Source organism: Actinomadura montaniterrae, from assembly GCF_008923365.1.
GTDB lineage: Bacteria > Actinomycetota > Actinomycetes > Streptosporangiales > Streptosporangiaceae > Spirillospora > Spirillospora montaniterrae.
On sequence record NZ_WBMR01000083.1, the window covers coordinates 15,668 to 38,163 of the forward strand.

Here is a 22,496-nt window from a genome sequence, read left to right on the forward strand (position 1 = left end):
GAGACCCCCGCCACCACGCGACCGCGCTATCTGACCGCTGACCGGCTCGCGCTAAACGCTACGGAAGGCTTCGGGGAGGGCGGTGATGACGTCGTAGGCGCTGATGGGGGCGTCGGCGGCGGACGGGTGGGGGGCGGAGGCGAGGCGGGCGGCGAGACCGTGCAGGTAGGCGCCGGAGGCGGCCGCGTCCAGGGCGGACATCCCGCCGGCGAGCAGGGCGCCGATCAGGCCGGACAGGACGTCGCCGGTGCCGGCGGTGGCGAGCCGCGGGGTGCCGGTCGGGTTCACGCGGACGGGCCGGTCCTGCTCGGCGACCAGCGTCGTCGAGCCCTTGAGCAGGACGGTCGCGGACAGTTCCGCGGCGGCGCGGCGGGCGTGCTCCAGCCGGCGGGCCTCGATGTCCTCGCGAGGGACGCCGAGGAGCCGGGACAGCTCGCCCGCGTGCGGGGTGAGGACGGTCGGCGCGGGGCGCAGCAGCAGGTCGCGGCGGCGGGCGAGGACGGTGAGGCCGTCGGCGTCGACGAGGACGGGCAGGTCGGTGGCCAGGACGGCCGCCAGCAGCGACTCGGCGGCGTCGCCGGTGCCGAGGCCGGGCCCGGCGACCCACGCCTGGACGCGGCCGACGCGTTCGAGGACCTTCGGGTCGTGCGGGCCGGGCTCGATCACGGTGGTGACGACCTCCGGCCAGCGCTGCCGGACGAGCTCGACGGGGTGCGCGACGGAGGCGAAGCGGACCATCCCGGCGCCGCCGTGCACGGCGCCGCCGGTGCTGAGGACGGCCGCGCCGGTGAACTCGTCGCCGCCGGCGAGGATGCCGACGACGCCGCGCCGGTACTTGTCGGACTCGGGGCCGGGCTCGGGCGGGCGGACGTCGGCGGGCCGGGCGGCGACGACGTCGGGGTCGGGCAGGTCGTCGCCGAGGCCGATGTCGACGAGTTCGACGACGCCGCAGCGGGCGGCGCCGGGGTCGATGAGCAGGCCGGGCTTGTGGGTGCCGAAGGTGACGGTGATGTCGGCGTGGACGGCCTCGCCCTCGACGCGTCCGGTGCCGGCGTCGACGCCGCTCGGGACGTCGCAGGCGACGACGATCCCGGTCGCCTCGGAGGCGAGGGCGGCGAGGCGCGCGTGCGGGTCGCGGAGCGCGCCGGTACCGCCGATGCCGGTGAGGCCGTCCACGATGAGGTCGGCGCCCGCGATCGCTTCGGCGGGGTCGCCGTCGAGGAGCCGGCCGCCGGCGTCGCGCAGCGCGGCGAGCCCGCCTTCGTGGATCTTGGAGCCGGCCTGGACGGCGCGCACCCGCGCGCCGCGCCGCGCCAGCCGGGCGCCCGCGTACAGGGCGTCGCCGCCGTTGTCGCCGCCGCCCACCAGCAGCACGACGCGGGCCCCGTAGACGGCGGGCAGGACGCGGGCGCAGACGGACGCGAGCCCGGCGGCGGCGCGCTGCATCAGCGCGCCGTCGGGCAGCCGCGCCATGAGCGCCCGCTCCGCCGCCCGGACCTTGCCGACCTCGTGCGCGTACCTCATCCGCTGCTCCCCTTGCGCGCCGTCCCGACGATCACAAGCCTTACCCTGCCACGCCCCGCCCTCCCGTAACCGGCCGGAGCCGTTGTGCAATCGGCGCCGCAATGGCGCGGACGCCCGCTCGGGGCCCGGTTCATGGTGCGCTGTACGAAAGGTGGGTTAGCGTGTGATTTCACGGAAGTTGCAGTGCGGCGCGAGCGCGGAAAAACCCGTAAAATGATCAGCCAACGTGCAGCGCCGGACGGCCCCGATGCGGCACACTGCGACGGGGCCGCTCCCCGGACGAGAAGGGGGTCGGAAACGGTGGTCGCGTCTCGCGGTGCGTCCGGGGACATGAGCCCGTTCCGAGGCCCGACCGTCCGGCAGCGCCGGCTCGCCGCCGAACTCCGGCGGCTCAGGGAACAGAAGGGACTCACCGGAGACGATGTCGCCGAGCGGCTGGCCTGGTCGACCGCCAAGGTGAGCCGGCTGGAGAACGCGCGTACCGGCGCGAAGATCGACGACATCCACGCGCTCATCGACCTCTACGATATCGCCGAATCCCACCGATCCGAGCTGATCGCCCTTGCACACGATGCCGCGGAGAAGGGCTGGTGGGAGGGATACCGGGAGCTTCCCGGCGGCTACTCCGCACTGATCGCACTGGAAGACGAAGCGAACAAGATCACGCAATGGGAGACCTACATCGTTCCGGGTCTCCTGCAAACCGAGGCGTACGCGCGCGCGACGATCTCCGGGCTGCATCTTTTCGACACCGTCCCGCCGCGGGAGATCGACCGCAGGGTCGAGGTGCGGATGCGTCGCCAGGGAATCCTGCACAGAGCAGAACCTGTCGAATACACCGTCCTGCTGGACGAGTCCGTGCTGCAGCGCCTCGTCGGCGACCACGCGGTGATGCGAGCGCAGCTCGACCATCTCCGCTCGGTCGCGGAACTGCCGAACGTGACTCTGCGCGTCCTGCGGCTGGGGGTCGCCCATCCTCTGATGGAGGCGTCGTTCCAGTTGCTGGAGTTCGACCCGGTGCACGACGTCGTCTTTCCGGACATCGTCCACACGGAAAGTCTCACCGTCAGCCAGTTCATCGACGAGAAGATCACGCACATGTATCGGCTCGCCTTCGAGGGAATGGCCCGGGTCGCTCTCGACAGCGCCGAGTCCATCGAATTCATTGCGCGAGCACGGGCCGTCTGGCGATAGCGCCGCCCACCATGGCGGTGCATATACCAGGAAAGGCCAACACGTGTCCTCGTTCGAAATGTCGCCTGACATCATCGCGCCCGCCGACGGCGCGCCCGGAAAAGGCGTGACCGGCTGGCGGAAGAGCGCGCGCTGCGCGGGCAACGGTGCCTGCGTCGAAATCGGGAGCCTGCGCGGCGGCGCGGTCGCCGCACGGGACGCCTTCGATGGCGACACCGGGCCCGTGCTGACGTTCTCGGCCGCCGAGTGGCGGGCGTTCGCGTCCGCCGCCAAGGCCGGCCGGTTCGATCTGGACCGCTGACCCGGGATCTGCGGGTGAAGCGGTGACCGAGGGCCCGCGCCGGCGTCCGCCGGGGCGGGCCGCTCTTGCGCCCCACCCGCCGCAGCGGTACCGGCACCCCCATTGATCATCGGCATTTCCGGCAGCTCTTGTTACCTTGTTCCTGGCATCGGCAGCGCCGCCGTGAGCAGAATGCGTCTCCGATTCGGGAGCCAGGATGAGTTTCCATGCCGCACCACCCCAGCGCTGGAGGAAGAGCACCCGCTGCGGGGCGAGCACAACCTGTGTCGAGGTGGCCGGGCACGACGACGGAATCGTCTCCGTCCGCGACGGAGCGGCCGACGATACGTGCTTGGAGTTCGCTCCGGGGGAATGGCGGCGGTTCGTCGCGGCCGCCCGGCGAGGAGCCTTCGACTTGCACTGAAACTTGCATTTACTGAGATTCTCAGAAACGGCTGAGAATAGCGCGTTCGCCCCGTCCCCCGCCGGCGGGCGCGCACACAAAAGGGCGGAGGAGGTGGTGATCTCCTCCGCCCTGGGGTGTGGGGTCACTCGACGGTGACGGACTTCGCGAGGTTGCGGGGCTGGTCGACGTCGTGGCCCTTCGCGGTCGCCAGCTCGCAGGCGAACACCTGCAGCGGGACGGTCGTCACCAGCGGCTGCAGCAGCGTCGGGACGGCCGGGACGCTGATCAGCGTGTCCGCGTACGGCTCCACCGACGCGTCGCCCTCCTCGGCGATCACGATGGTGCGGGCGCCGCGGGCGCGGATCTCCTGGATGTTCGAGACGATCTTGTCGTGCAGGACGTCCCGCGCGCGCGGCGGCACCACCACCACGACCGGGAGGCCCTGCTCGATCAGCGCGATCGGGCCGTGCTTCAGCTCGCCCGCCGCGAACCCCTCGGCGTGCATGTACGCCAGCTCCTTGAGCTTCAGCGCGCCCTCCAGCGCCACCGGGAAGCCCACGTGCCGGCCGAGGAACAGCACGCACCGCTCGTCCGCGAGGGACCGGGCCAGCTCGCGGACCGGCTCCATCGTCTCCAGGACCTTGTCGACCTTCTCCGGCATCCGCTCCAGCAGCTGCACCATCGCGAACACCTCGTCGCCCCACTTGGTGCCGCGCACCTGCGCGATGTAGAGGGCGATCAGGTACACCGCGACGAGCTGGGTCAGGAACGCCTTGGTCGAGGCGACCGCGATCTCCGGTCCGGCGTGCGTGTAGAGGACGCCGTCGCACTCGCGCGGCAGCGTCGAGCCGTTGACGTTGCAGATGCCGAGCAGCTTGGCCCGCTGCTCGCGGGCGTGCCGGACGGCCATCAGCGCGTCCATCGTCTCCCCGGACTGGGAGATCGCGATGACCAGCGTCGTCGGCGACAGGATCGAGTCCCGGTAGCGGAACTCGCTGGCCAGCTCCACCTCGCAGGGCAGCCCCGCCCAGTGCTCGATCGCGTACTTGGCGATCAGCCCGGCGTGGTACGAGGTGCCGCACGCCACAATGATGATCTTGTCGACCTCGCGGAGCTCCCGGTCCGAGATGCGCATCTCGTCCAGGTGCAGCCGGCCGTCGGCGCCGATCCGGCCGAGCAGCGTGTCGGCCACGGCGCGCGGCTGCTCGGCGATCTCCTTGAGCATGAAGTAGTCGTAGCCGCCCTTCTCCGCGGCCGACACGTCCCAGTCGACGTGGTACTCCTTCACCTCGGCGGGACGGCCCTCGAAGTCGGTGACCGTCACCCCGCCCGACCGCAGCTCCACGACCTGGTCCTGGCCGAGCTCGATCGCGTCCCGGGTGTGCTCGATGAACGCCGCGACGTCGCTGGCGAGGAAGTTCTCGCCCTGCCCGACCCCGACCACCAGCGGCGAGTTCCGGCGCGCCCCGACCACCAGGTCGTCGTCGCCGCCGTGCACCGCGACCAGCGTGAACGCGCCCTCCAGCCGGCGGCACACCCGGCGCATCGCCTCCGCGAGGCCGTCCCGGGCGTTGCCGTCCACCGCGGCGAGCTCGTCCTCCAGCAGGTGCGCGACGGCCTCGGTGTCGGTGTCGGACTTCAGCTTGTGGCCGCCGTCCTCCAGCTCCGCGCGCAGCTCGGCGAAGTTCTCGATGATCCCGTTGTGGATCACCGCGACGGAGCCGGTGCAGTCGGTGTGCGGGTGCGCGTTCCGGTCGTTCGGCGCGCCGTGCGTCGCCCACCGCGTGTGCCCCATGCCGAGCGTCCCGGCGGGCGGCGGCTCCTCCGCGAGCGCCTCCCGCAGGTTCACCAGCTTGCCCGCCCGCTTCGCCGTCGCCAGCCGCCCGTCGGCCAGCACGGCCACCCCGGCCGAGTCGTAGCCGCGGTACTCCAGCCTCGCCAGCCCGTCGACCACGACGTCGAGCGCGGGCCGGCCGCCTACGTACCCCACGATTCCGCACATGGCGGCCACTCTATTCGGTGCGCCCCACCGGACCTACCTGCAAGGGGCGTAGACGGGTGGCGCTAGGTTGGACGCCCGGTGAAAACCCGGAGACCGGCCTGAACGAACGATTACCGTTCAGCCCATGACGAGCGGATGGGACAGCGTGCCGACCCCTTACGTGGAACTCTCCCGCGAGGCCTGGCGGGCCCTGCGCGAGAACACCCCGCTGCCCCTCACCCCCGGTGAGCTGGACGCCCTGCGCGGCCTGCGGGACCCGATCGACATCACCGAGGTCGAGGAGGTCTACCTGCCGCTGTCGCGGCTGCTGAACCTGTTCTTCCAGTCCGACGGGCGGCTGCGCGACACCGTCAGCGGCTTCCTCGGCGGCGAGGTCGCCCCCACCCCGTTCATCATCGGCGTCGCCGGCAGCGTCGCGGTCGGCAAGTCCACCACGTCGCGGCTGCTGCGCACCCTGCTGGCCCGCTGGCCGGAGCATCCGAGCGTGGAGCTCGTCACGACCGACAGTTTCCTGTATCCGAACGCGATCCTTACCGAGCGCGGGATCATGGAAAGGAAGGGTTTCCCCGAGTCCTACGACCGCCGCGCGCTGGTCCGGTTCGTCTCGTCGATCAAGGCGGGGGCGGCGTCGGCGGACATCCCGGTCTACTCGCATCTGGAGTACGACATCGTCCCGGACGCGACGCAGACCGTCCGGCGGCCCGACATCCTGATCGTCGAGGGGCTGAACGTGCTGCAGGCCCCGCCGCCCGGCACCCTCGGCGTGTCCGACTTCTTCGACTTCTCCATCTACGTGGACGCCCGGGTCGAGGACATCATGCAGTGGTACGTCGAGCGGCTGTTCGCGCTGCGCCGCACCGCGTTCACCGACCCGCGCTCCTACTTCCACAAGTACGCGCACGAGCTGGACGAGGACGAGACCGCCGCGTTCGCCAAGCGGGTCTGGCGGGACGTCAACGAGATCAACCTCGTGTCCAACATCCTGCCGACCCGCGCCCGCGCCACCCTCGTCCTGCACAAGGACCGCGACCACGCCGTCCAGCGCGTCCGGCTACGCCGGATCTGACACCACGGGCCCCGGCGCCACCGGCGGCCGGCGAGCGGCCTCGGCCAGGCGGACGGCCTGGGCCTCCTGGGCGCGGGTGAGGCGCCGCACCACGAGCGCGCCGAGGACGGCGGCCGCGGCCCCGTCCGCCGCGACGGGCAGGTAGAGCGTGAGCTGGTTCGCGATGTGCGCGCTCGTGCCGGTGAGGTCGAGCCGCGCGAGCCGCGTACCGACCAGGTAGACGACCCATGTGGCCCACCATGCGTTGACCAGCCGGAGCGACGCGTCCGGGGCGCTGGTGCGCCACACGGACCCGACGATCGCGCGCGGGACCCGGAAGTTCAGGATCGGGACGAGCCAGCCGAAGATCACCCATGGCCGGCCCCAGCCGTCGGGCAGGTCGATGACGTCGGCGTTCGCGCGCGCCTGCCAGAGCCAGACGATCACCGGGACGGCGGTCAGCAGGGTCAGCCCGAACTCGGCGGTGGATCCGAGCGTGATCCCGTCGCACAGGTCACGGGTCCGCGCCGTGACGCCGTCCTGGTCGAGCAGCAGGAACGTCCATAAGCCGGTCCCGGCCAGGACCAGCAGCAGTGCCGCGCTCGCGGCCAGCCCGGCGATCGCGAAGGCCGCCGCGGCGCGCGGAGGCCTGATGATCTCGGGTGGGTGGGGGAACGTGTGCATGGTCGCCTCCGCAAAAATCGAAACTTGATCTTTTCGGATGGCGCCGCTCCGCGGAAGCGCCCGGTGATCACAACACGGTGACGACCTCCGCCGAGCGGCGGAGCGGTAGGTTCGTCCGCCATGGGGGCGACCATCGGGGCGGCGATCGGGATGTTCGCCGGGACGAACGTCGACGACATCATCGTCCTGACCGTCCTCTTCCTGACCGCGCGGACGGGCGGGGCGCCCCGGGCCCGGCAGATCTGGGCCGGCCAGTACGCGGGCGTCGGCGTCCTCGTCCTGGTCTCGGTGGTCGCGGCGCTGGGCCTGACCGTCGTGCCGGACGCGTGGATCGGGCTCCTCGGCCTCGTCCCGTTCGCGCTCGGCGTCCGCGGCCTGGTCGGGGCGCTGCGGGCCGGCGACGACGACCCGCCGCCCGTGGCGTCGGGCACCGCGGCGGTGGCCGCCGTCACGATCGCCAACGGCGCCGACAACATCGCCGTCTACACGCCCGTGTTCCGCACCGTCGGCCCCGGCGCGACGGCCGTGACGGTCGCGGTGTTCGCCGCCGGCGTCGCGCTGTGGTGCCTCGCCGGGTCATGGCTCGGCTCCCACAAGAAGGTCATCGAGGTCGTCGAGCGCTACGGCCGCTGGCTCGTCCCGTGCGTCTTCATGGCGATCGGCACAGTGATCGTCACCGGCTCCGGCGTCCTGTCCCGGCTCTGATCGGGGCCGTGACGTGCGGGTAATCCGTCGGGGGACGGCGAGCGTCCCTTGTTGGGCGAGCCTCCCCGCGCCGGCCGGCGCGGCGGACCGCGGACATGGTCTGGAGTGAAATGATCTATCTCGTCGGCACCACCGGGTTCCCGAACTACGGCGATGAGCTGATCGCCGCGGCCTGGCTGCGGTACCTGGCCGCGGCCGCCCCGGACACCGACGTCTGGCTGGACTGCCCGCACCCCGGCCCGGCGCAGATGCTGCTCGACGGGATCCACCCGCGGGCCCGGTTCACCGACACGTTCTGGCGGCTGTGCTGGGAGGCGCCCGGCGACGGGCCGTGGGAGAAGGCCGGCTGGGTGCGCCGTGCGATGCACCGCCCCGCGATGGCCTGCCGCTGGGTGGCCGGTATCGAGCTGGCCGCGCGGGCGCGGATCGTCCACCTCATCGGCGGCGGGTACGTCAACGGGATCTGGCCGAAGCACTACGGGCTGCTCGCCGCCGCCGTGGGCGCGGTCGAGCGGTCCGGCGGGCGGGCCGTCATGACCGGGCAGGGGCTCTGGCCCGCGCCGGACGACGCGGTGCCGCTGATCCGGGAGCTGGCCGCGTGCTTCGAGCTCGCCGACGCGCGGGACGAGCCGTCCGAGCGCCTGCTCGGCGGCGCGACGGCGGCCGGCCGCACGGGCGACGACCTGCTCCTCGGCCTCGGCCCGCACCTGTGCCGCCCGCCCGGCGAGGAGCTGCGGGAGGTGATGCTGTGCCTGCAGTCGGACCTGCTGGAGATGCCCCGTCCCGCCCTGGCGTCCTTCGTGACGGCCACCATGCGGGCGTGGGGCGTCACCGGCGACCGGATCGGGGTCGTCGAGGGCATCCCCGGCGTCGACCGGGTGATCTTCGACCTGGTCGAGCCGTACCTGCCCGGGATGCGCTTCTACCCGTTCGCCGGCGTCTGGGCGAACGGACTGCCCGCCGGGCCGGAGCAGGTCTGGCTCTCCACACGGTTCCACCCGCACCTGGTCGCCGCCGCCACGGGCGCGGCCGGGGTGGCGGTGCCGGTCAACCCGGACTACTACTCGACCAAGCACCGCTCCCTCGTCGACGCGGGCAGCGGCTGGGCCCTCGCCGAGCCCCCGGCGGTGCCGGAGCGCCCGTCCGGGAGCGGGTTCGACCCGGCGGCGCTGCACGCGCTCCAGCAGGGCAAGGCCGCGCTGGCCGCGAAGATCTACTCCTGACGCCCGGCCGTCCGGCGCCCAGCCGTCCCGCGCCGGGGCGGACGGGTTACTCGGCGCTGGCTATGGTCAGGGAGCGCAGGCGGAACGCGGCCAGGAACGCGGCGCCCGCGGTGACGGCGATGAGCAGCGGGATCGCGACGCCGAGGTCGACGGACGAGCTGACCGGCGACGCCGGGGTCAGCGCGTCGGTGACCGACAGCGCCCACTGCTGGATGGACGCCGACTTGGCGCCCGGCGCGAAGCTGCCGAGCAGCGTCTCCCACACCAGCGCGTACAGCAGCCCGATCGTGACCGCGTTGCGGCTCAGCACCGCCAGCGCCACGAACACCGCGCTGTAGGCGACGCCGCCGACCAGCACGCCGACGGTGAAGGCGGGCACGAGCTGCGCGGTCGTCCCGGTCAGCAGCAGCCCGGCCAGCAGCGTCGGGACGACCGAGAACGCCGCGACCAGCACGATCGCGACCGCCAGCTTCGTCAGCACGATCACCTGCCGCGGGATCGGCTTGGTCAGCACGTACATGATCTGGCCGTCGTCGATCTCCGGGCCGATCACGCCGGTGCCGGCGATCAGCGCGAGCAGCGGCAGCAGCGTCGCGAGGCCGAACTTCTGCAGCACGTTCGCCGATATGTCCAGGTCGTTGTTGCCGGTCCAGCGCAGCACGACCGCCAGGACGACCAGCAGCGCGGGCAGGGCGAGCAGGAGCAGCGCGCGCCGCCGGCCGAGCATCGCCCGGAAGGTGATCATCGCAATGGTCGCGTTCATCGGGCCACCAGGTAGGAGAAGACGCTTTCGAGGGACTCGTCGGCCGGGGAGACCTCCCACAGCCGGACGCCGGCGTCCCGGGACACCTGCGGGAGCAGCCAGGTGAAGCGCTGGAAGTCGACCGCCTCGACGCGCAACCCCTTGTCGGTGAGCTGGACGCTGCGGGCCGAGCCGTCGGCGATGACGGCGGCGGCGAGGCCCCGGTCGTCGGACGAGCGGACGAGGAAGATGTGCGGCCGGTCGGTCATCAGCCGGCGGATCTTGCGGAAGTCGCCGGACGCGGCGTGCCGGCCCGCGACGATCACCTCGATGTGCCCGGCGAGCCGCTCGACCTCCTCCAGGATGTGCGAGGAGAACAGGATCGTGCGGCCCTCGTCCGCCATCCGCGTGATCAGGTCCATCAGCTGGAGGCGCTGGCGCGGGTCCATCCCGTTGAACGGCTCGTCCAGCAGCAGCACGGGCGGGTCGTGTACCAGCGCGGACGCCATCTTGATCCGCTGCTTCATGCCCTTGGAGTAGGTGCCGATCGTCCGGTTCGCGGCGTAGGCCATCTCGACCCGGTCGATGGCCTGGCGCGCGGCGGCCTTCGGGTCGGGCAGCTTGTGCAGCTTCGCCATGGAGAGCACGAACTGCTCGCCGGTGAGGAAGTCGTAGGCGCTCTCGCGTTCGGGGACGAGCCCGAGCCGCCGGTAGATGCCGGGGTTCTGCCAGATCGGCTCGCCGTCCAGGGTGATCGTCCCGGACGAGGGGGCGAGGAACCCGCCCATCATGTGGATGAGCGTGGACTTCCCGGCGCCGTTCGGGCCGAGCAGCCCGGTGACGCCGGGGCCGATCGTCATCGACACGCCGTTGACGGCGACGACGTTGCCGTACCAGCGCGACACCTTCTCCAGCCTGATCTCGCTCATGCCCTGCTCCTTCGAGGGGGGACGACCCCCCACGCCCCCCGGTTCGCTGCGCTCAAGAGAGTCCCGCCTTCCGGAACCGGCGGTACAGGACCGCGACCGAGCCGGCGACGATCACCGCGCACAGCGCGAGCGCGACGAAGCCGCTGGCCGTGCCGGACGGCACGTCCACCGCGGACTTCGCCTGCCCGAGCAGCCGCACCTGGACGATGTCGATCAGGTTGAACGGGGCGAGGATCCCGATCCAGCCGGCCAGCGTGAAGTTGGTCTGGTGCTCGGCGATGCCCTGGATGATCAGCGTGAACGTGCTGGTGAGCATGTAGACGGCGATGACGGCGGCGACGCCGAGGCCGCGCCGCGGGGTGAACGCGGCGACGACCGTCCCGATCGCGGCGAGCACCAGCGCGAACAGCACGCAGCCGGCGAGGCCCGCGAGGTAGTGCAGGAACTGGTGCCAGGAGTCCGGCACCTTCGTCACGAGGCCGCCGATGTACAGCACGGTGACGGGCACCGCCATCAGCGCGAACAGCGCGGTGGCGAGCGCGCCGAGCTTCGCCAGCACGAAGTCGAGGTGGCCGACCGGGCGGGAGAAGTACAGCGGGACGACGTGGAAGCGGATCTCCCGGGACGCCAGCACCGGCGCCTGCGTGGCCAGGAAGATCGCGATGATGACCTGGAGGGTGACCGCGTACGAGGAGTAGCGCATCAGCGCCTCGGGCCGCTTGGCGACCGCGACGACCGCGACGGACCCGGCGGCCGGCAGCAGCATGATGGCGGCGAGCAGGAACGGCATCACCTTCGCGCGGGCGGGCCGTCCGAGGCCGAACGCGGCGCGCAGGTTGTGCACGTACAGCGACCGCATCACGTACGCGCGGCCGCTGCGGCGGCCCTCGTAGTGGCGGTAGCCGATGTCGTGGATGGTGCTGGTGCTCATCGCGGGCCTCCCTGCGGCGGTCCGGGCGGCGCCGGGACGGGCGGGGCACCCGGGATGGGCGGGGCGCCCGGCGGCGCGGGTGGCGGAACACCCGGCGGACCACCGGGCGGACCTCCCGGTGCTCCGGGCGGCCCGGGCGGTCCGGGCGGTCCGGGCGGTCCGGGCGGGACGGTCGCGGCCGGGGCGGTCTGGAAGACCTCTTCGATGTGGTGGCGGCGCTGCTCCATCCGGATCAGCCGCAGCCCGAGGTCGGCGACGCCGTCCCGGACGAGGTCGTAGGTGGTCTCCCCGGCGATGTCGATGACCAGGAACCGGCCCTCGGGGTGCACGGCGACACCCTGGTCGTACAGGTGCTGCCCGAGCCGGTCGCGGCCCTCGTCCACCTCGACGGTGAGCACGCCGCTCTCGGCGGTGTAGGCCTCGACGGCCTGGGAGCGCAGCAGCTTCCCGCCGTCGATGATGACCACGTGGTCGCAGACCCGTTCCAGCTCGCCGAGCAGGTGCGAGGTGACCAGCACGCTGATGCCGAACTCGGCGCCGATGCGCCGGATCAGGTCGAGCATCTCGTCGCGGCCGGCCGGGTCGAGGCCGTTGGTGGGCTCGTCCAGGAAGACGAGCTTCGGGTCGTGCACGAGGGCCTGGGCCAGCTTCACCCGCTGCCGCATGCCGGTCGAGTAGCCGCCGATGGGGCGGTAGCGCTCCTCGTACAGCCCGACGTGGCGGAGAGTGTCGGCGGCGCGCTCGCGCGCGGCGGCCGGCGGCAGCCCGCACATCCGCGCCATGTGCACGACGAACTCCGTCGCGGACACGTCCGGCGGGAGGCACTCGTACTCGGGCATGAACCCGACGCTCTCCCGGATCCGGACGCCCTCGCGGGCGATGTCCATGCCCAGCACGGTCGCGCTGCCGGCGGACGGGGGCTGCAGGCCGAGCAGGATCTTGATCAGCGTCGACTTGCCGGCGCCGTTGGCGCCGACCAGCCCGACGACGCCGGGCTCGACGGCCACCGTCAGGTCGTCCAGGGCGGTCACCCGGGGGAACCTCATCGTCAGGCCCTGGGTGGCGATAATCGGCATGTCCCCGAACCTAGCGGCTGGGCGGAGCCGCGGCGTCACCCTTAGGTGCTAGGCGGATGCGCCTTAAGTCGACCGTTTGGCCGCCGATCGGCCCCTCTGGCGGAGGACCGCGTTCCACACGGCCCGCTGGACGAACAGCGTCACCGTCCCCGCGATGATCATCCCGAGGAAGTTGACGGCGAGCTGCTCCAGCGACCCGGTGATCTCGGTGCCGTGCCGCAGCGCCAGCGCGACCGCGAGGTTGCCCGCCGCCGGGACGGTGGTGACCGAGATGAAGACGCCGACCAGCGCCGACGACTTCCCGGCCGTCAGCGACAGCACCCCGGCGGCGCCCGCGAGCAGCGCGACGATGAACGACCAGCGGTCCGGGCTGTAGATGAACGCGGTGAGCGGCCGGTTCGCGGGCAGCCGGTCGGTCTCGATGACGCCGATCCACTTGCTGACCAGCGCGCACACGTAGGTGATGACGATCGCGGAGACGAACCCGATGAGCAGCGCCCGGACCGCCTGCCAGATCCGCGCCGGCTGCCGCCGGAAGATCCCGTAGCAGATCGCGGCGACCGCGGCGAACTCCGGGCCGAGCACCATCGCGCCGACCACCAGGACCGGCGAGTCGATCAGCGCGGCGATCCCGGCGAGCTGCGTCGCCAGCGCGAGGAACGCGATGAACGACCAGGTCAGGATGCTCCCCTCGGTGACCTGCCGGTCGAACTCGTCCCACACGACGGCGTCGTCGCCGTGGCCGGGCGCGCGCCGCTCGGCGCGCTCGGCGACCTCCGACACCGACAGGTCGATCTTCTCCATCGCGATGGAGCCGTCCTTGTCGATGCCGAGCCGGCGCAGCGCGGCGAGGACCTCGTTGGCGGACTCGCGCGCCACGTCGATCTGGACGAGGTCGCCGCGCGGGCTGCGCGCGGCTCCGGGGAGGACGACGACGTTCGTGGCGCCGGCGCACTCCGTCATCGCCGCGCAGACGGCTTCGGTGCGGTCCGGCGGGACGATCGCTCTGAGGTGCAGCACCCGCCACATGCTGCCCTAAAAGCCCGCTGGACGTGGCGCCGACGCGAGTCCGTACGATTTGATCGTTTATTTACCTGCATCTGGGTGAAAGACGACAGAAAACTCCGGGTGGTGAGGGCATGACGCGGCGCAACGGGCTGCGACGGGATCGCGCGCTTCGACGGGAACGGGACCGGGGCCTGGGCCGGAAGGCCCTCGCGGCGACGGCGGCGCTGGCGCTGACGGTGCCGCTCGCGGCGTCCGGCTGCAAGACGGACGCGGGCGCGACCGGATCGGACGGGTCGTCGGGCGGGTCGGGCGGCGGGTCCGGGCCGTCCCGGAACGACGGGCACTCGGTCAGCCCGCTCGACAACCCGAAGGGCACCAAGCCGGGCCTCGCCGCCATCACCTCCGACGGCGACCGGGCCAAGGCCCGCGCGCTCATCAAGAAGGTCGCCACCAAGGGGCGCGGCCCGAAGACCGGCTACGAGCGCGACGAGTTCGGCTACGCGTGGATGGACAACGCGCCCGACGTCCCGTTCGCCCGCAACGGCTGCGACACCCGCAACGACCTGCTGAAGCGCGACGGGGAGGACGTGAAGTACCGGTCGGGCTCGAACTGCGTGATCGTCTCCCTCACGCTCGACGACCCCTACTCCGGCAAGACCATCCACTGGACGAAGTCGCACGCGACCGCCATCCAGATCGACCACGTCATGCCGCTGTCGTACGACTGGCAGATGGGCGCCTCGCGGTGGACGAAGGACAAGCGCGAGTCCATCGCCAACGACCCGCTGAACCTCATCCCGGTGGACGGCCCGCTGAACGGCGCCAAGAGCGACTCCGGCCCGGCGTCGTGGCTGCCGCCGAACAAGCGGATCCGCTGCTCCTACAGCGTCCGCATCGCGCAGGTGTCGCTGAAGTACGACCTGCCCGTGACGTCCGCGGACAAGCAGAAGATGCTCGAACTGTGCGGCGGCTGACGGCGGACCGCCCGAATATGCTCGGCGGATGAGCAACGAACCCGACGACAGGCCGGACGCCGAGAACGCCGAGGAGACCGGGAACGGGGGCGCCGCCGAGCGGCCCCGCGTCCGCACCGAGCGCGGGGTCGGCGCCCGCGCCACCGGCGCCGAGGTGACCGGCGCATCCGCCACCGGCCTCACGCTGCGCCTCGGCAACGGCCTCGGCTCCCTCGCCATCGGCTCCATGGCGCTCGGCGCGATCGCCATCGGCGCCGTCGCGATCGGCAAGCTCGCGGTGAAGCGGGCGATCGTCGGCCACCTGGAGGCCGGCACCGTCGAGATCAAGCACCTCAAGGTCGGCCGCCTGGAGATCGACGAACCCTGACCCCCGGCGCCCGGCCCGCCGAAGGCCGGGCACGTCGCGGGCCGGGCACGTCGCGGACGTCCCGGCTAGCCGAGGAGGTCGCGGACGGTCCCGGCCAGGCGCTCGGCGACGGCCTGCGCCTGGTCGTGCGACGCCGCCTCCACCATCACCCGCACCATCGGCTCGGTGCCGCTCGGCCGGATCAGCACCCGGCCCGTCTCGCCCAGCTCCGCCTCGGCCTCCGCCACCGCCGACGCCAGGCCCGGGTCGGTCTTCGCGCGGCCCTTGTCGACGTCCCGGACGTTGATCAGCACCTGCGGCAACCGCGTCATCACCTTCGCCAGCTCGTCCAGCGGACGGCCGCGCCGCACCATCGCCGCCAGCAGGTGCAGGCCGGTCAGCACGCCGTCGCCGGTCGTCGCGTGGTCCAGCATGATCACGTGTCCGGACTGCTCGCCGCCGAAGACGAACCCGCGCTCCTTCATCGCCTCCAGCACGTACCGGTCGCCGACCGCGGTCTCCACCACCGCGATCCCGGCCTCCCGCATCGCCAGCTTGAACCCGAGGTTCGACATCACCGTCGCGACCACCGTGTCGGCCGCGAGCGCGCCCGCCTCCCGCAGGTCCAGCGCCAGGATCGCCATGATCTGGTCGCCGTCCACCACCTCGCCCGACGCGGTCACCGCGAGGCACCGGTCGGCGTCGCCGTCGTTGGCGATGCCCGCGTCCGCGCCGTGCTCGCGCACCGCCGCGCACAGCGCGTCCAGGTGCGTGGACCCGCAGCCGGAGTTGATGTTCAGCCCGTCCGGCGCCGTCCCGATGGTGATCACCTCGGCGCCCGCGCGGCGCAGCGCCTCCGGCGCCACCTCGCTGGACGCGCCGTTCGCGCAGTCGACCACCACCCGCAGCCCGTCCAGCGACACCGGCACCGTCGCCAGCAGGTGCGCGACGTACTGCTCGACCGCGCCGTGCGCCTCCCGGACCCGGCCGACGCCCGCGCCCGTCGGCGGCTCCCACGCCTCGCCGAGCCGCGCCTCGATCCGGTCCTCGATCTCGTCCGGCAGCTTGTAGCCGCTGCGGTCGAAGAACTTGATCCCGTTGTCCGGCGCCGGGTTGTGCGACGCCGACAGCATCACCCCGAGGTCCGCGGCCAGCTCGTGCGTCAGGTGCGCGACCGCCGGCGTCGGCAGCACCCCGAGCCTCAGCACGTCCACGCCGGAGCTCGCCAGCCCGGCCACCACCGCCGCCTCCAGGAACTCGCCCGAGGCCCGCGGGTCGCGCCCGACCACCGCCATCGGCCGGTGCCCCCGGAACGCGCCCTGCTCGCCGAGGACCCGCGCCGCCGCGACGGACAGGTCCATGGCCAGCGGGGCGGTCAGGTCGCGGTTGGCGAGCCCTCGCACGCCGTCGGTCCCGAACAGACGAGCCACAGTTCAACTCCCGGAAAGACGAAAAGACCGCGCGGGCGGTCCGGAACGGGTGCGCGTCCCGGCCGCCCCTGCGGTCAAATCTAGTGGGCCAGGCCCCCAGAACACGGACGAGCCGCCGCACCCGGTGCGCCGCCCGTGCGGGGCGGCCGCGGAAACGTCCACGGGGTGCGGCGGCTCGTGCCGCCGATCAGCGCTTGCTGTACTGCGGAGCCTTGCGGGCCTTCTTGAGACCGGCCTTCTTGCGCTCCGGCACCCGCGCGTCGCGGGTGAGGAACCCGGCCTTCTTCAGCGCCGGGCGGTGCTCGATGTTCGCGAACTGCAGGGCCCGGGAGATCCCGAGGCGCAGCGCGCCGGCCTGGCCGGTGGTGCCGCCGCCGTTGACCCGGGCGAGGACGTCGAACTGGCCCTCCAGGCCGAGCAGCACGAACGGCTCGTTCACGATCTGCTGGTGGACCTTGTTCGGGAAGTACTGGTCCAGGGTGCGGCCGTTGATCTTCCACTGGCCGGAGCCCGGCACGATCCGGACCCGCGCGATGGCCTGCTTGCGGCGGCCGGTGCCCGCGGCCGGGCCGGTGGCGACCGGCTGGCCCAGGTAGCTCTCGCCGGCGGCCTCGGGGGTCTCGGTGCTGTACTCGGACGGAGCGTCCTCGTAGGAGTCGAGGTCGGCGCCCTCGGCGGGCGTCTCGATGGACTCGGTCACGCTTCTCCTCAGGTGTTCTAGCCAGGGCGGCGGGCCCGGTGATCCGGGTGCCCCGGCGGCCTCTGCGGGCGCGCGCGGTCGCGCGTCCGCGTTACTTCGCGGGCTGGCTGATCTGGGTGATCTCGAACGGGACGGGCTTCTGCGCCTGGTGCGGGTGGTCCGGACCGGCGTAGACCTTCACCTTCCCGAACATCTTCCGGCCGAGGGAGTTCTTGGGCAGCATGCCCTTGATCGCCTTCTCGACCGCCCGCTCGGGGTGCTTGGCCAGCAGGTCGCCGTAGGCCACCGAGCGCAGGCCGCCCGGGTAGCCGGAGTGGCGGTAGGCCTTCTTCTGCTCCAGCTTGTTGCCCGACAGCGCCACCTTGTCGGCGTTCACGATGACGACGAAGTCACCGGTGTCGAGGTGCGGGGCGTAGATGGGCTTGTGCTTACCCCGAAGCAGCTGCGCGACCTGACTGGCGAGACGGCCCAGCACGACATCGGTCGCGTCGATGACGTACCACTGACGCTGTACGTCAGCGGGCTTAGGGGTGTACGTGCGCACGGTCGTCAGCCTTCGTTTCTCGTCGACTTCACAGCGGATATCCTGCTCGCGCCGATCAGGACTGTTGGATCTCCGACCTGGCGCTCCGGGAGGCCGGGGCCCGTAACGCGCGCACCCGTCCCCGGGACGGACACGCTGATGGGGCACACCGACACGTCGTTGCGATTCGTCTCCCGCCCGGACAGGCGTCGACGCATACAACAAACCCGCAGGATACCCGCGCGGACGCACGCGGGTCAAAACGCGGAGCGCTGTGGCGGTCCCCCAGCCGTTCTCCAGTATGCAGCATCGTCCGGGGCGCGGGTCCCGGCGGCCCCGCCCTGGCCGGAGGCCCGTTTCGGACGATCTTGGGGTTCGCTCCTCCTTATAGGGATAAGGTGCCGCCGACCGGTCCACGCCGGCTCCGCCGGCCCGCACCCGGGAGCCCCCGCTGTCCCCTGCCCGCAGATCGCGCCGAAAGCCCGGACGCCATCAGGCCCGGCACTCCGGTGAGCCCGCGGCGCGCGGCCCGTCACCTTCCCCTCGGCCTTCTGCGCGGCCGTCCGTGGAGCCCGACCGGCCGGCGGCCGCTGGACGACGGCGCCGCGCACGGGGCCGCGCGCGGAAGGGCCGCTCCGGTTCCCGGTCCCTGATCGCGATCGCGGTGACGATCGGCGCGTCGGCTCTCGCCATCGGCACGGGCGTCGCGCTCGACCGGCTCGTCCTGCCCCAGCTGCGGTCGGAGCCGATCGCCGCGTCCGACCGCGGCGACGGGCCGTCCGGTCCCGGCTCGTCCGGCGTGCTGGACGACGAGCCCGGCTCTGGAACGGGAAGCGGCGCCGGCCCCGGGCGCGGCGCGCGCACCGCGCCCGCCGACGCACCCGCCACCGGCGCCGTGACGCCGACGCAGAGCACGGCGCACTCCTCTTCCCCGTCACCCACCCCGTCGACGGGGAAGACGAAACCGTCCACCGAGGACGACGACCCGCCGGCGGGCGGCTCGACGGAGGCGCCCGCCGCGTCCGGCTCGGCGAACGCCGTCGTCGCGCTCACCAACGCCGAACGCGCCAAGGCGGGCTGCAGGCCGCTGCGCGCCGACCCGAGGCTCGCCGCCGCGGCCCGCGCGCACTCCGCCGACATGGCCGCGCACGGTTACTTCGATCACGACTCCCTCGACGGCGACAGCCCCTGGATCCGGATGCTGGACGCCGGCTACCCCAGCCCCGGCGCGGAGAACATCGCCAAGGGATACGCCACCGCCGCCGCGGTCGTCGGCGGCTGGATGGACAGCCCGGGCCACCGCGCGAACATCCTCAACTGCGGGCTCCGCGCCATCGGCGTCGGCATGACCGCGGGCCCGGACGGCCCGCTGTGGACCCAGGACTTCGGCTGGACGTGACGGCCCGGGCCCGCACGGTGACCTTCCGCAAAGCACCGGCGTCCGGTTCGCCCCCATGTCATGGTGGGTGTTCCGAAGGTCCAGAGCCCTGAACGAGGAACGGTAAGGTCCAGAGCCATGGGTTATCCGGGCGATCAAGGCAGGCCCGGCGGCAGGCCACCGGGGCCGTCGCCGCAGGCGCCGTACGGCTCCGGAGCCGAGGCGCCACCGTACGGCAACGACAACGACGAGACCTCCGCCTCGCACGGCGAGGCGTCCGGCGCGCGCCCGTTCGGCGGCGACCTCTTCGGGACCGGGCCGCTGGAGGCCGAGCCCTTCGGCACGGGCCCGCTGGAGGCGGAGCCCTTCGCGCCGCCGTCCGCCCCGGCCGAGCCGCTGGGCGGGCCGGCGGGTTCGACGGCCGTCTGGGGCGAGCCGCCCGGGACGGGAGGCCAGGACGCGTTCCCGCCGGGCGACTTCGGGCCCGCCGGCCACGACCGGTTCGGGCAGGGCCGACACGACCAGTTCGGGCAGGACCAGGCTGATCAGTTCGGGCCGGGCCAGAACGAGCAGTTCGGGCCGGGCCAGAACGAGCAGTTCGGGCCGGGCCAGAACGAGCAGGCGCCCGGCGGCTTCGGCCACGGCGACCCCGGGGACGACCCCTACGGCGCCCCGATGCCCGGCGGCTACCCGCAGGGCGACTTCGACGGCGCGCCCCCCGGACCGTCCGGCGAGGACGGCTCGTCCGGCCGGCGCCGCCTCCCGCTGATCATCGGCGGCGCGGTCGTCGCCGGGCTGGTCCTCATCGGCGGCGGCGTCGGCGCGGCGTCGATGATGAAGGACGACTCCAAGCCCGCGAAGAAGGCGCCGCCCGCCGCCGCGTCCACCAAGCCGGCGGCGCCCGCGACGCCGACCGTCCCGCCCCTGCAGGCGGTGAAGCTGCAGAGCCGCACCACCGACCCCGTGAAGCTGACGCTGTCGGAGGTGTTCGGCAAGGCCTCGTTCAAGGCGGCCGGCCACAAGTACGTGCGGACCGCCGCCAGCTCCACGACGAAGTGCAGCGCCGTCGTCGGCGGCACGGCCCTGGAGAAGGCCCTGAAGAAGGGCGACTGCACCCAGGCGCTCCGCGCGACCTACGCGCTCAGCACCGGCTCGCTCATCGGCACCATCGGGGTGCTCAACCTCAAGTCCGAGGACGCCGCCAAGCTGGCCGTGAAGGCCGCGTCCGCCAAGGACGCGTTCCTGCAGGCCCTGCCCGGCAAGGGCGTCACCAAGAAGGCCGGCAAGGGCCTCGCGTTCGGCACCTCGCAGGCGCGCGGCCACTACCTCGTCATGACCTGGGTGCAGCGCCCGGACGGCAAGGCGATCGCCGCCAAGTACCATAAGGCGGTCAGCGTCTTCGGCGCCGAGCTGTACAAGGGCAGCGACCTCGCCCTCGCCCTGCACTACAGGGAAACAGAAGGCAAACCCCTCAAGAAATGACCGGTTTGAATACCCTGTCTGCTTATGTCTGGACCTAGAGACACCCGGGAGACCGCCGAGGAGGCGGGGACGGCCGCCGCCCCCGCCGCTTCGGCGCCCCCCAGCTTCGGTGCGGTCCCTCCCGCGGGAGGCTCCGCCGCCACCGAGGCCGCTCCCGCCAGCCAGGCCTCGATCGACGAGGCCGCCGCGCCCGCCACCGCCGGCGCGGCCGCCTCCGACGAGGCGCCGTCCGCGTCCTCCCCCCTCCGGCTGCCCGCGTTCGGCCTGCAGACCCCCTGGTGGGCCTCCGAACCCGCCGCCGACACGAGCGACACCGGCGACACCGGCGACACCGGGGCCGCCGCCTCCGCCGCCTCCGCGCCCGGCGAGGCCGAGGCGCCCGCCGAAGCGGAGGCGCCGGCCGGGACGGTCCCGCCCGGCACGCTCGTCGCCGGGGTCGGCGTCCCGAGCATCGACTCGCGCCGCGCCGTCCCGTCTGAGCGGCTCCTGAAGCGCCCCCTTGCCTTCGGCGACACCGACCCAGACGGTTTCGCCCCCATCCGTCCCGGCGAGGACGCCGCCTCCGAGCCGGCCCCCTCCGGCGCGGACGGCGAGACGGGCGAGGACGCGCCGCGTCCCTCCACGACGACCGGGCCCATGGGCATCGCGCCGCCGCTTCCCGCGAAGGACGACGAGCCCGCCGAGCCCGCCCCCGCGAAAGCCGAGCCGGTCGCGCAAGCCGAGCCCGCCGCACCGCCGAAGCCTGCCGCACCGCCGAAGGCCGCCGAGCAGCCGAAGCCCGCCGAGCAGCCGAAGGCCGCCGAGCAGCCGAAGCCCGCCGAGCAGCCTCGGCCCGCGCCGGAGCCCCCGTCGCCGCCGCGCGGCGCCGGGGACGGCACGGTGGCGTTCGAGAAGGCCAAGGAGGCCGAGAAGGCGTCCGCGGCCGTCGCCCCCGTACTGGTCCCCGACGCGATCCTGCCGCCCGGCGTCCTGCCGCCCACCGGCAGCGGACCGTTCCCGCACACCGACACGAACGGCGCGACCGCCACGGCCGAGCAGCCCGCCATGGCCACCGTCATCACCCCCGTATACCACGCCGAAGGCGGCGTCCCGCTCGACGAGCCCGGCCCCGCCGGCCCCGGAGGCCCCGGCGGGCCGTCCGCGCCCGGCACCCGGCCGCGCCGGGGCGGCGGCAAGCAGCGCCTCGTGCTCGTCGGCGGCGGCGCGGGCCTCGTGCTCGCCGCGCTCGCCGCGCTGTTCGTCCTCGGCGGGACGGGGTCGAAGGGCGACGGCGCCACCCGCAAGGACGCCGAGCCCACCCGCGCCGCGTCGGCCCCGCCGAAGGCGAGCACGCCGCCGAAGCCGCGGCCCGTCGACATCAACAGCGAGAAGACCGACCCGAAGGACCTGTCGTTCACCGAGGCCTTCCCGGAGACGCCCGTCAGCCTCGGCGGCCGCGTCTTCGACCGCGACCGCTGGTCCATCAACAAGGACCTCGGCTACGCGGCGCGCGGCTCGATGCTGAAGGCGCTCCAGCGGGAGAGCTGCCGCAAGGTCGTCCGCGCGACCTTCATCAACAAGATGAAGACGTGGGCGGTCACGACCGGGATCGCGGTCATGCCGAACCGGGCGTCGGCGCTGCGGGTGAGCCGCGCGGGTGACCCGGCCAAGTACGAGTGGTTCCGCGGCATGTCCGGCAGCCAGGCCAAGGACATCGACCGCGCCGGCGGCTACGCGGCCGTCACCGTCCGCGGCCGGTACGTCATCTACGCCTACGTCCAGGACCCGAGCGGCCACCAGGTCAAGCCCGGCGACAAGCAGGCCAAGCAGATCGCGCAGGAGTTCCTCGGCTACGACGCCCGGCCGATCGAGGCCCGCGCGCACGGCTGACCGGACCCCGCGCGCAGCAGGCGCAACGAGAACGGCGGCGGCCGA

At 73.0% G+C, this 22,496-nt stretch carries 22 protein-coding genes; 11 read left to right on the forward strand and 11 right to left on the reverse strand.

All coding sequences use genetic code 11. The annotated features are described in order from the left end of the window. Positions 1-51 precede the first annotated feature (51 nt). Positions 52-1,524, reverse strand: coding sequence for an NAD(P)H-hydrate dehydratase (locus tag F9B16_RS25810; RefSeq protein ID WP_151542713.1), 1,473 nt, complete (start codon positions 1,522-1,524; stop codon positions 52-54). Between the two features lie 330 nt (positions 1,525-1,854). Between F9B16_RS25810 and F9B16_RS25815 the strand changes: the two genes are divergently transcribed. The 3 genes from F9B16_RS25815 (at position 1,855) to F9B16_RS54190 (ending at position 3,422) form a co-directional block, all read left to right on the forward strand. Then, on the forward strand, positions 1,855-2,718 hold the full coding sequence (locus tag F9B16_RS25815; protein ID WP_151542714.1) for a helix-turn-helix domain-containing protein: 864 nt from the start codon (positions 1,855-1,857) through the stop codon (positions 2,716-2,718). Between the two features lie 58 nt (positions 2,719-2,776). After that, entirely contained in the window at positions 2,777-3,019 is a 243-nt protein-coding gene (locus F9B16_RS25820; protein WP_151542715.1) for a DUF397 domain-containing protein, read from the forward strand. 196 nt (positions 3,020-3,215) lie between these two features. After that, a complete protein-coding gene (locus F9B16_RS54190) occupies positions 3,216-3,422 on the forward strand; it encodes a DUF397 domain-containing protein (protein WP_151542716.1) in 207 nt (68 codons plus the stop codon). 124 nt (positions 3,423-3,546) lie between these two features. On the opposite strand, the gene glmS is transcribed toward F9B16_RS54190, so the two are convergent. Next, complete coding sequence (glmS, locus tag F9B16_RS25830; protein WP_151542717.1) at positions 3,547-5,406, reverse strand: glutamine--fructose-6-phosphate transaminase (isomerizing); 1,860 nt, start codon at positions 5,404-5,406, stop codon at positions 3,547-3,549. Positions 5,407-5,530: 124 nt separating this feature from the next. Here glmS and coaA point away from each other — a divergent pair, with 124 nt between their 5' ends. Then, positions 5,531-6,472, forward strand: a complete 942-nt coding sequence (gene coaA, locus F9B16_RS25835; protein ID WP_151542718.1) for a type I pantothenate kinase — start codon at positions 5,531-5,533, stop codon at positions 6,470-6,472. Here coaA and F9B16_RS25840 read toward each other — a convergent pair. Beyond that, entirely contained in the window at positions 6,458-7,135 is a 678-nt protein-coding gene (locus tag F9B16_RS25840) for a DUF4328 domain-containing protein (RefSeq protein WP_151542719.1), read from the reverse strand. The genes coaA and F9B16_RS25840 overlap by 15 nt on opposite strands. 120 nt (positions 7,136-7,255) lie before the next feature. Here F9B16_RS25840 and F9B16_RS25845 point away from each other — a divergent pair, with 120 nt between their 5' ends. Together F9B16_RS25845 and F9B16_RS25850 are read left to right on the forward strand one after the other, a co-directional pair. Further along, a complete protein-coding gene (locus tag F9B16_RS25845; RefSeq protein WP_151542720.1) occupies positions 7,256-7,840 on the forward strand; it encodes a cadmium resistance transporter in 585 nt (194 codons plus the stop codon). A 95-nt stretch (positions 7,841-7,935) separates the two neighbouring features. After that, positions 7,936-9,063, forward strand: coding sequence for a polysaccharide pyruvyl transferase family protein (locus tag F9B16_RS25850; RefSeq protein WP_151542721.1), 1,128 nt, complete (start codon positions 7,936-7,938; stop codon positions 9,061-9,063). Between the two features lie 46 nt (positions 9,064-9,109). Here the strand turns inward: F9B16_RS25850 and F9B16_RS25855 are convergent, their stop codons facing one another. The 5 genes from F9B16_RS25855 to F9B16_RS25875 all read right to left on the reverse strand — a co-directional run bounded on the left by F9B16_RS25855 (position 9,110) and on the right by F9B16_RS25875 (position 13,761). Further along, positions 9,110-9,826 carry an ABC transporter permease gene (locus tag F9B16_RS25855; RefSeq protein ID WP_151542722.1) on the reverse strand — a complete coding sequence of 239 codons (717 nt, stop codon included), beginning with the start codon at positions 9,824-9,826 and terminating at the stop codon, positions 9,110-9,112. Then, positions 9,823-10,734 carry an ABC transporter ATP-binding protein gene (locus F9B16_RS25860; RefSeq protein WP_151542723.1) on the reverse strand — a complete coding sequence of 304 codons (912 nt, stop codon included), beginning with the start codon at positions 10,732-10,734 and terminating at the stop codon, positions 9,823-9,825. The genes F9B16_RS25855 and F9B16_RS25860 overlap by 4 nt, the downstream gene beginning before the upstream one ends. Before the next feature lie 52 nt (positions 10,735-10,786). Beyond that, positions 10,787-11,665, reverse strand: coding sequence for an ABC transporter permease (locus tag F9B16_RS25865; RefSeq protein ID WP_151542724.1), 879 nt, complete (start codon positions 11,663-11,665; stop codon positions 10,787-10,789). Continuing rightward, a complete protein-coding gene (locus F9B16_RS25870; protein ID WP_192808990.1) occupies positions 11,662-12,741 on the reverse strand; it encodes an ABC transporter ATP-binding protein in 1,080 nt (359 codons plus the stop codon). The genes F9B16_RS25865 and F9B16_RS25870 overlap by 4 nt, the downstream gene beginning before the upstream one ends. A gap of 63 nt (positions 12,742-12,804) precedes the next feature. Beyond that, entirely contained in the window at positions 12,805-13,761 is a 957-nt protein-coding gene (locus tag F9B16_RS25875) for a DUF389 domain-containing protein (RefSeq protein WP_151542725.1), read from the reverse strand. A gap of 119 nt (positions 13,762-13,880) precedes the next feature. On the opposite strand from F9B16_RS25875, the gene F9B16_RS25880 reads away from it, so the two are divergent. Then, complete coding sequence (locus F9B16_RS25880; RefSeq protein WP_151542726.1) at positions 13,881-14,723, forward strand: HNH endonuclease family protein; 843 nt, start codon at positions 13,881-13,883, stop codon at positions 14,721-14,723. 28 nt (positions 14,724-14,751) lie between these two features. Then, positions 14,752-15,090 carry a hypothetical protein gene (locus tag F9B16_RS25885; protein WP_151542727.1) on the forward strand — a complete coding sequence of 113 codons (339 nt, stop codon included), beginning with the start codon at positions 14,752-14,754 and terminating at the stop codon, positions 15,088-15,090. A 65-nt stretch (positions 15,091-15,155) separates the two neighbouring features. On the opposite strand, the gene glmM is transcribed toward F9B16_RS25885, so the two are convergent. The 3 genes from glmM to rplM form a co-directional block, all read right to left on the reverse strand. Then, a complete protein-coding gene (glmM, locus tag F9B16_RS25890; RefSeq protein ID WP_151542728.1) occupies positions 15,156-16,499 on the reverse strand; it encodes a phosphoglucosamine mutase in 1,344 nt (447 codons plus the stop codon). Between the two features lie 187 nt (positions 16,500-16,686). After that, complete coding sequence (rpsI, locus tag F9B16_RS25895; protein ID WP_151542729.1) at positions 16,687-17,199, reverse strand: 30S ribosomal protein S9; 513 nt, start codon at positions 17,197-17,199, stop codon at positions 16,687-16,689. Positions 17,200-17,290: 91 nt separating this feature from the next. After that, a complete protein-coding gene (rplM, locus tag F9B16_RS25900; protein ID WP_151542730.1) occupies positions 17,291-17,743 on the reverse strand; it encodes a 50S ribosomal protein L13 in 453 nt (150 codons plus the stop codon). A gap of 643 nt (positions 17,744-18,386) precedes the next feature. Here rplM and F9B16_RS25905 point away from each other — a divergent pair. The 3 genes from F9B16_RS25905 to F9B16_RS53705 all read left to right on the forward strand — a co-directional run bounded on the left by F9B16_RS25905 (position 18,387) and on the right by F9B16_RS53705 (position 22,451). After that, positions 18,387-19,121, forward strand: a complete 735-nt coding sequence (locus F9B16_RS25905) for a CAP domain-containing protein (RefSeq protein ID WP_151542731.1) — start codon at positions 18,387-18,389, stop codon at positions 19,119-19,121. Between the two features lie 117 nt (positions 19,122-19,238). Continuing rightward, the gene (locus tag F9B16_RS51175; protein WP_192808991.1) at positions 19,239-20,582 is read left to right on the forward strand and encodes a hypothetical protein; all 1,344 of its coding nucleotides are present in this window, start codon (positions 19,239-19,241) and stop codon (positions 20,580-20,582) included. 24 nt (positions 20,583-20,606) lie between these two features. Beyond that, the gene (locus F9B16_RS53705) at positions 20,607-22,451 is read left to right on the forward strand and encodes a hypothetical protein (RefSeq protein ID WP_151542732.1); all 1,845 of its coding nucleotides are present in this window, start codon (positions 20,607-20,609) and stop codon (positions 22,449-22,451) included. The last annotated feature ends 45 nt before the right edge of the window (positions 22,452-22,496 follow it).

What these genes read in the sequence shown, in the direction of transcription:
- F9B16_RS25810 (WP_151542713.1), bottom strand. Translation starts at nt 1,524, where the DNA reads ATGAGGTACGCGCACGAGGTCGGCAAGGTCCGGGCGGCGGAGCGGGCG.
- F9B16_RS25815 (WP_151542714.1), top strand. Translation starts at nt 1,855, where the DNA reads ATGAGCCCGTTCCGAGGCCCGACCGTCCGGCAGCGCCGGCTCGCCGCC.
- F9B16_RS25820 (WP_151542715.1), top strand. Translation starts at nt 2,777, where the DNA reads ATGTCGCCTGACATCATCGCGCCCGCCGACGGCGCGCCCGGAAAAGGC.
- F9B16_RS54190 (WP_151542716.1), top strand. Translation starts at nt 3,216, where the DNA reads ATGAGTTTCCATGCCGCACCACCCCAGCGCTGGAGGAAGAGCACCCGC.
- glmS (WP_151542717.1), bottom strand. Translation starts at nt 5,406, where the DNA reads ATGTGCGGAATCGTGGGGTACGTAGGCGGCCGGCCCGCGCTCGACGTC.
- coaA (WP_151542718.1), top strand. Translation starts at nt 5,531, where the DNA reads ATGACGAGCGGATGGGACAGCGTGCCGACCCCTTACGTGGAACTCTCC.
- F9B16_RS25840 (WP_151542719.1), bottom strand. Translation starts at nt 7,135, where the DNA reads ATGCACACGTTCCCCCACCCACCCGAGATCATCAGGCCTCCGCGCGCC.
- F9B16_RS25845 (WP_151542720.1), top strand. Translation starts at nt 7,256, where the DNA reads ATGGGGGCGACCATCGGGGCGGCGATCGGGATGTTCGCCGGGACGAAC.
- F9B16_RS25850 (WP_151542721.1), top strand. Translation starts at nt 7,936, where the DNA reads ATGGTCTGGAGTGAAATGATCTATCTCGTCGGCACCACCGGGTTCCCG.
- F9B16_RS25855 (WP_151542722.1), bottom strand. Translation starts at nt 9,826, where the DNA reads ATGAACGCGACCATTGCGATGATCACCTTCCGGGCGATGCTCGGCCGG.
- F9B16_RS25860 (WP_151542723.1), bottom strand. Translation starts at nt 10,734, where the DNA reads ATGAGCGAGATCAGGCTGGAGAAGGTGTCGCGCTGGTACGGCAACGTC.
- F9B16_RS25865 (WP_151542724.1), bottom strand. Translation starts at nt 11,665, where the DNA reads ATGAGCACCAGCACCATCCACGACATCGGCTACCGCCACTACGAGGGC.
- F9B16_RS25870 (WP_192808990.1), bottom strand. Translation starts at nt 12,741, where the DNA reads ATGCCGATTATCGCCACCCAGGGCCTGACGATGAGGTTCCCCCGGGTG.
- F9B16_RS25880 (WP_151542726.1), top strand. Translation starts at nt 13,881, where the DNA reads ATGACGCGGCGCAACGGGCTGCGACGGGATCGCGCGCTTCGACGGGAA.
- F9B16_RS25885 (WP_151542727.1), top strand. Translation starts at nt 14,752, where the DNA reads ATGAGCAACGAACCCGACGACAGGCCGGACGCCGAGAACGCCGAGGAG.
- F9B16_RS51175 (WP_192808991.1), top strand. Translation starts at nt 19,239, where the DNA reads ATGGGTTATCCGGGCGATCAAGGCAGGCCCGGCGGCAGGCCACCGGGG.
- F9B16_RS53705 (WP_151542732.1), top strand. Translation starts at nt 20,607, where the DNA reads ATGTCTGGACCTAGAGACACCCGGGAGACCGCCGAGGAGGCGGGGACG.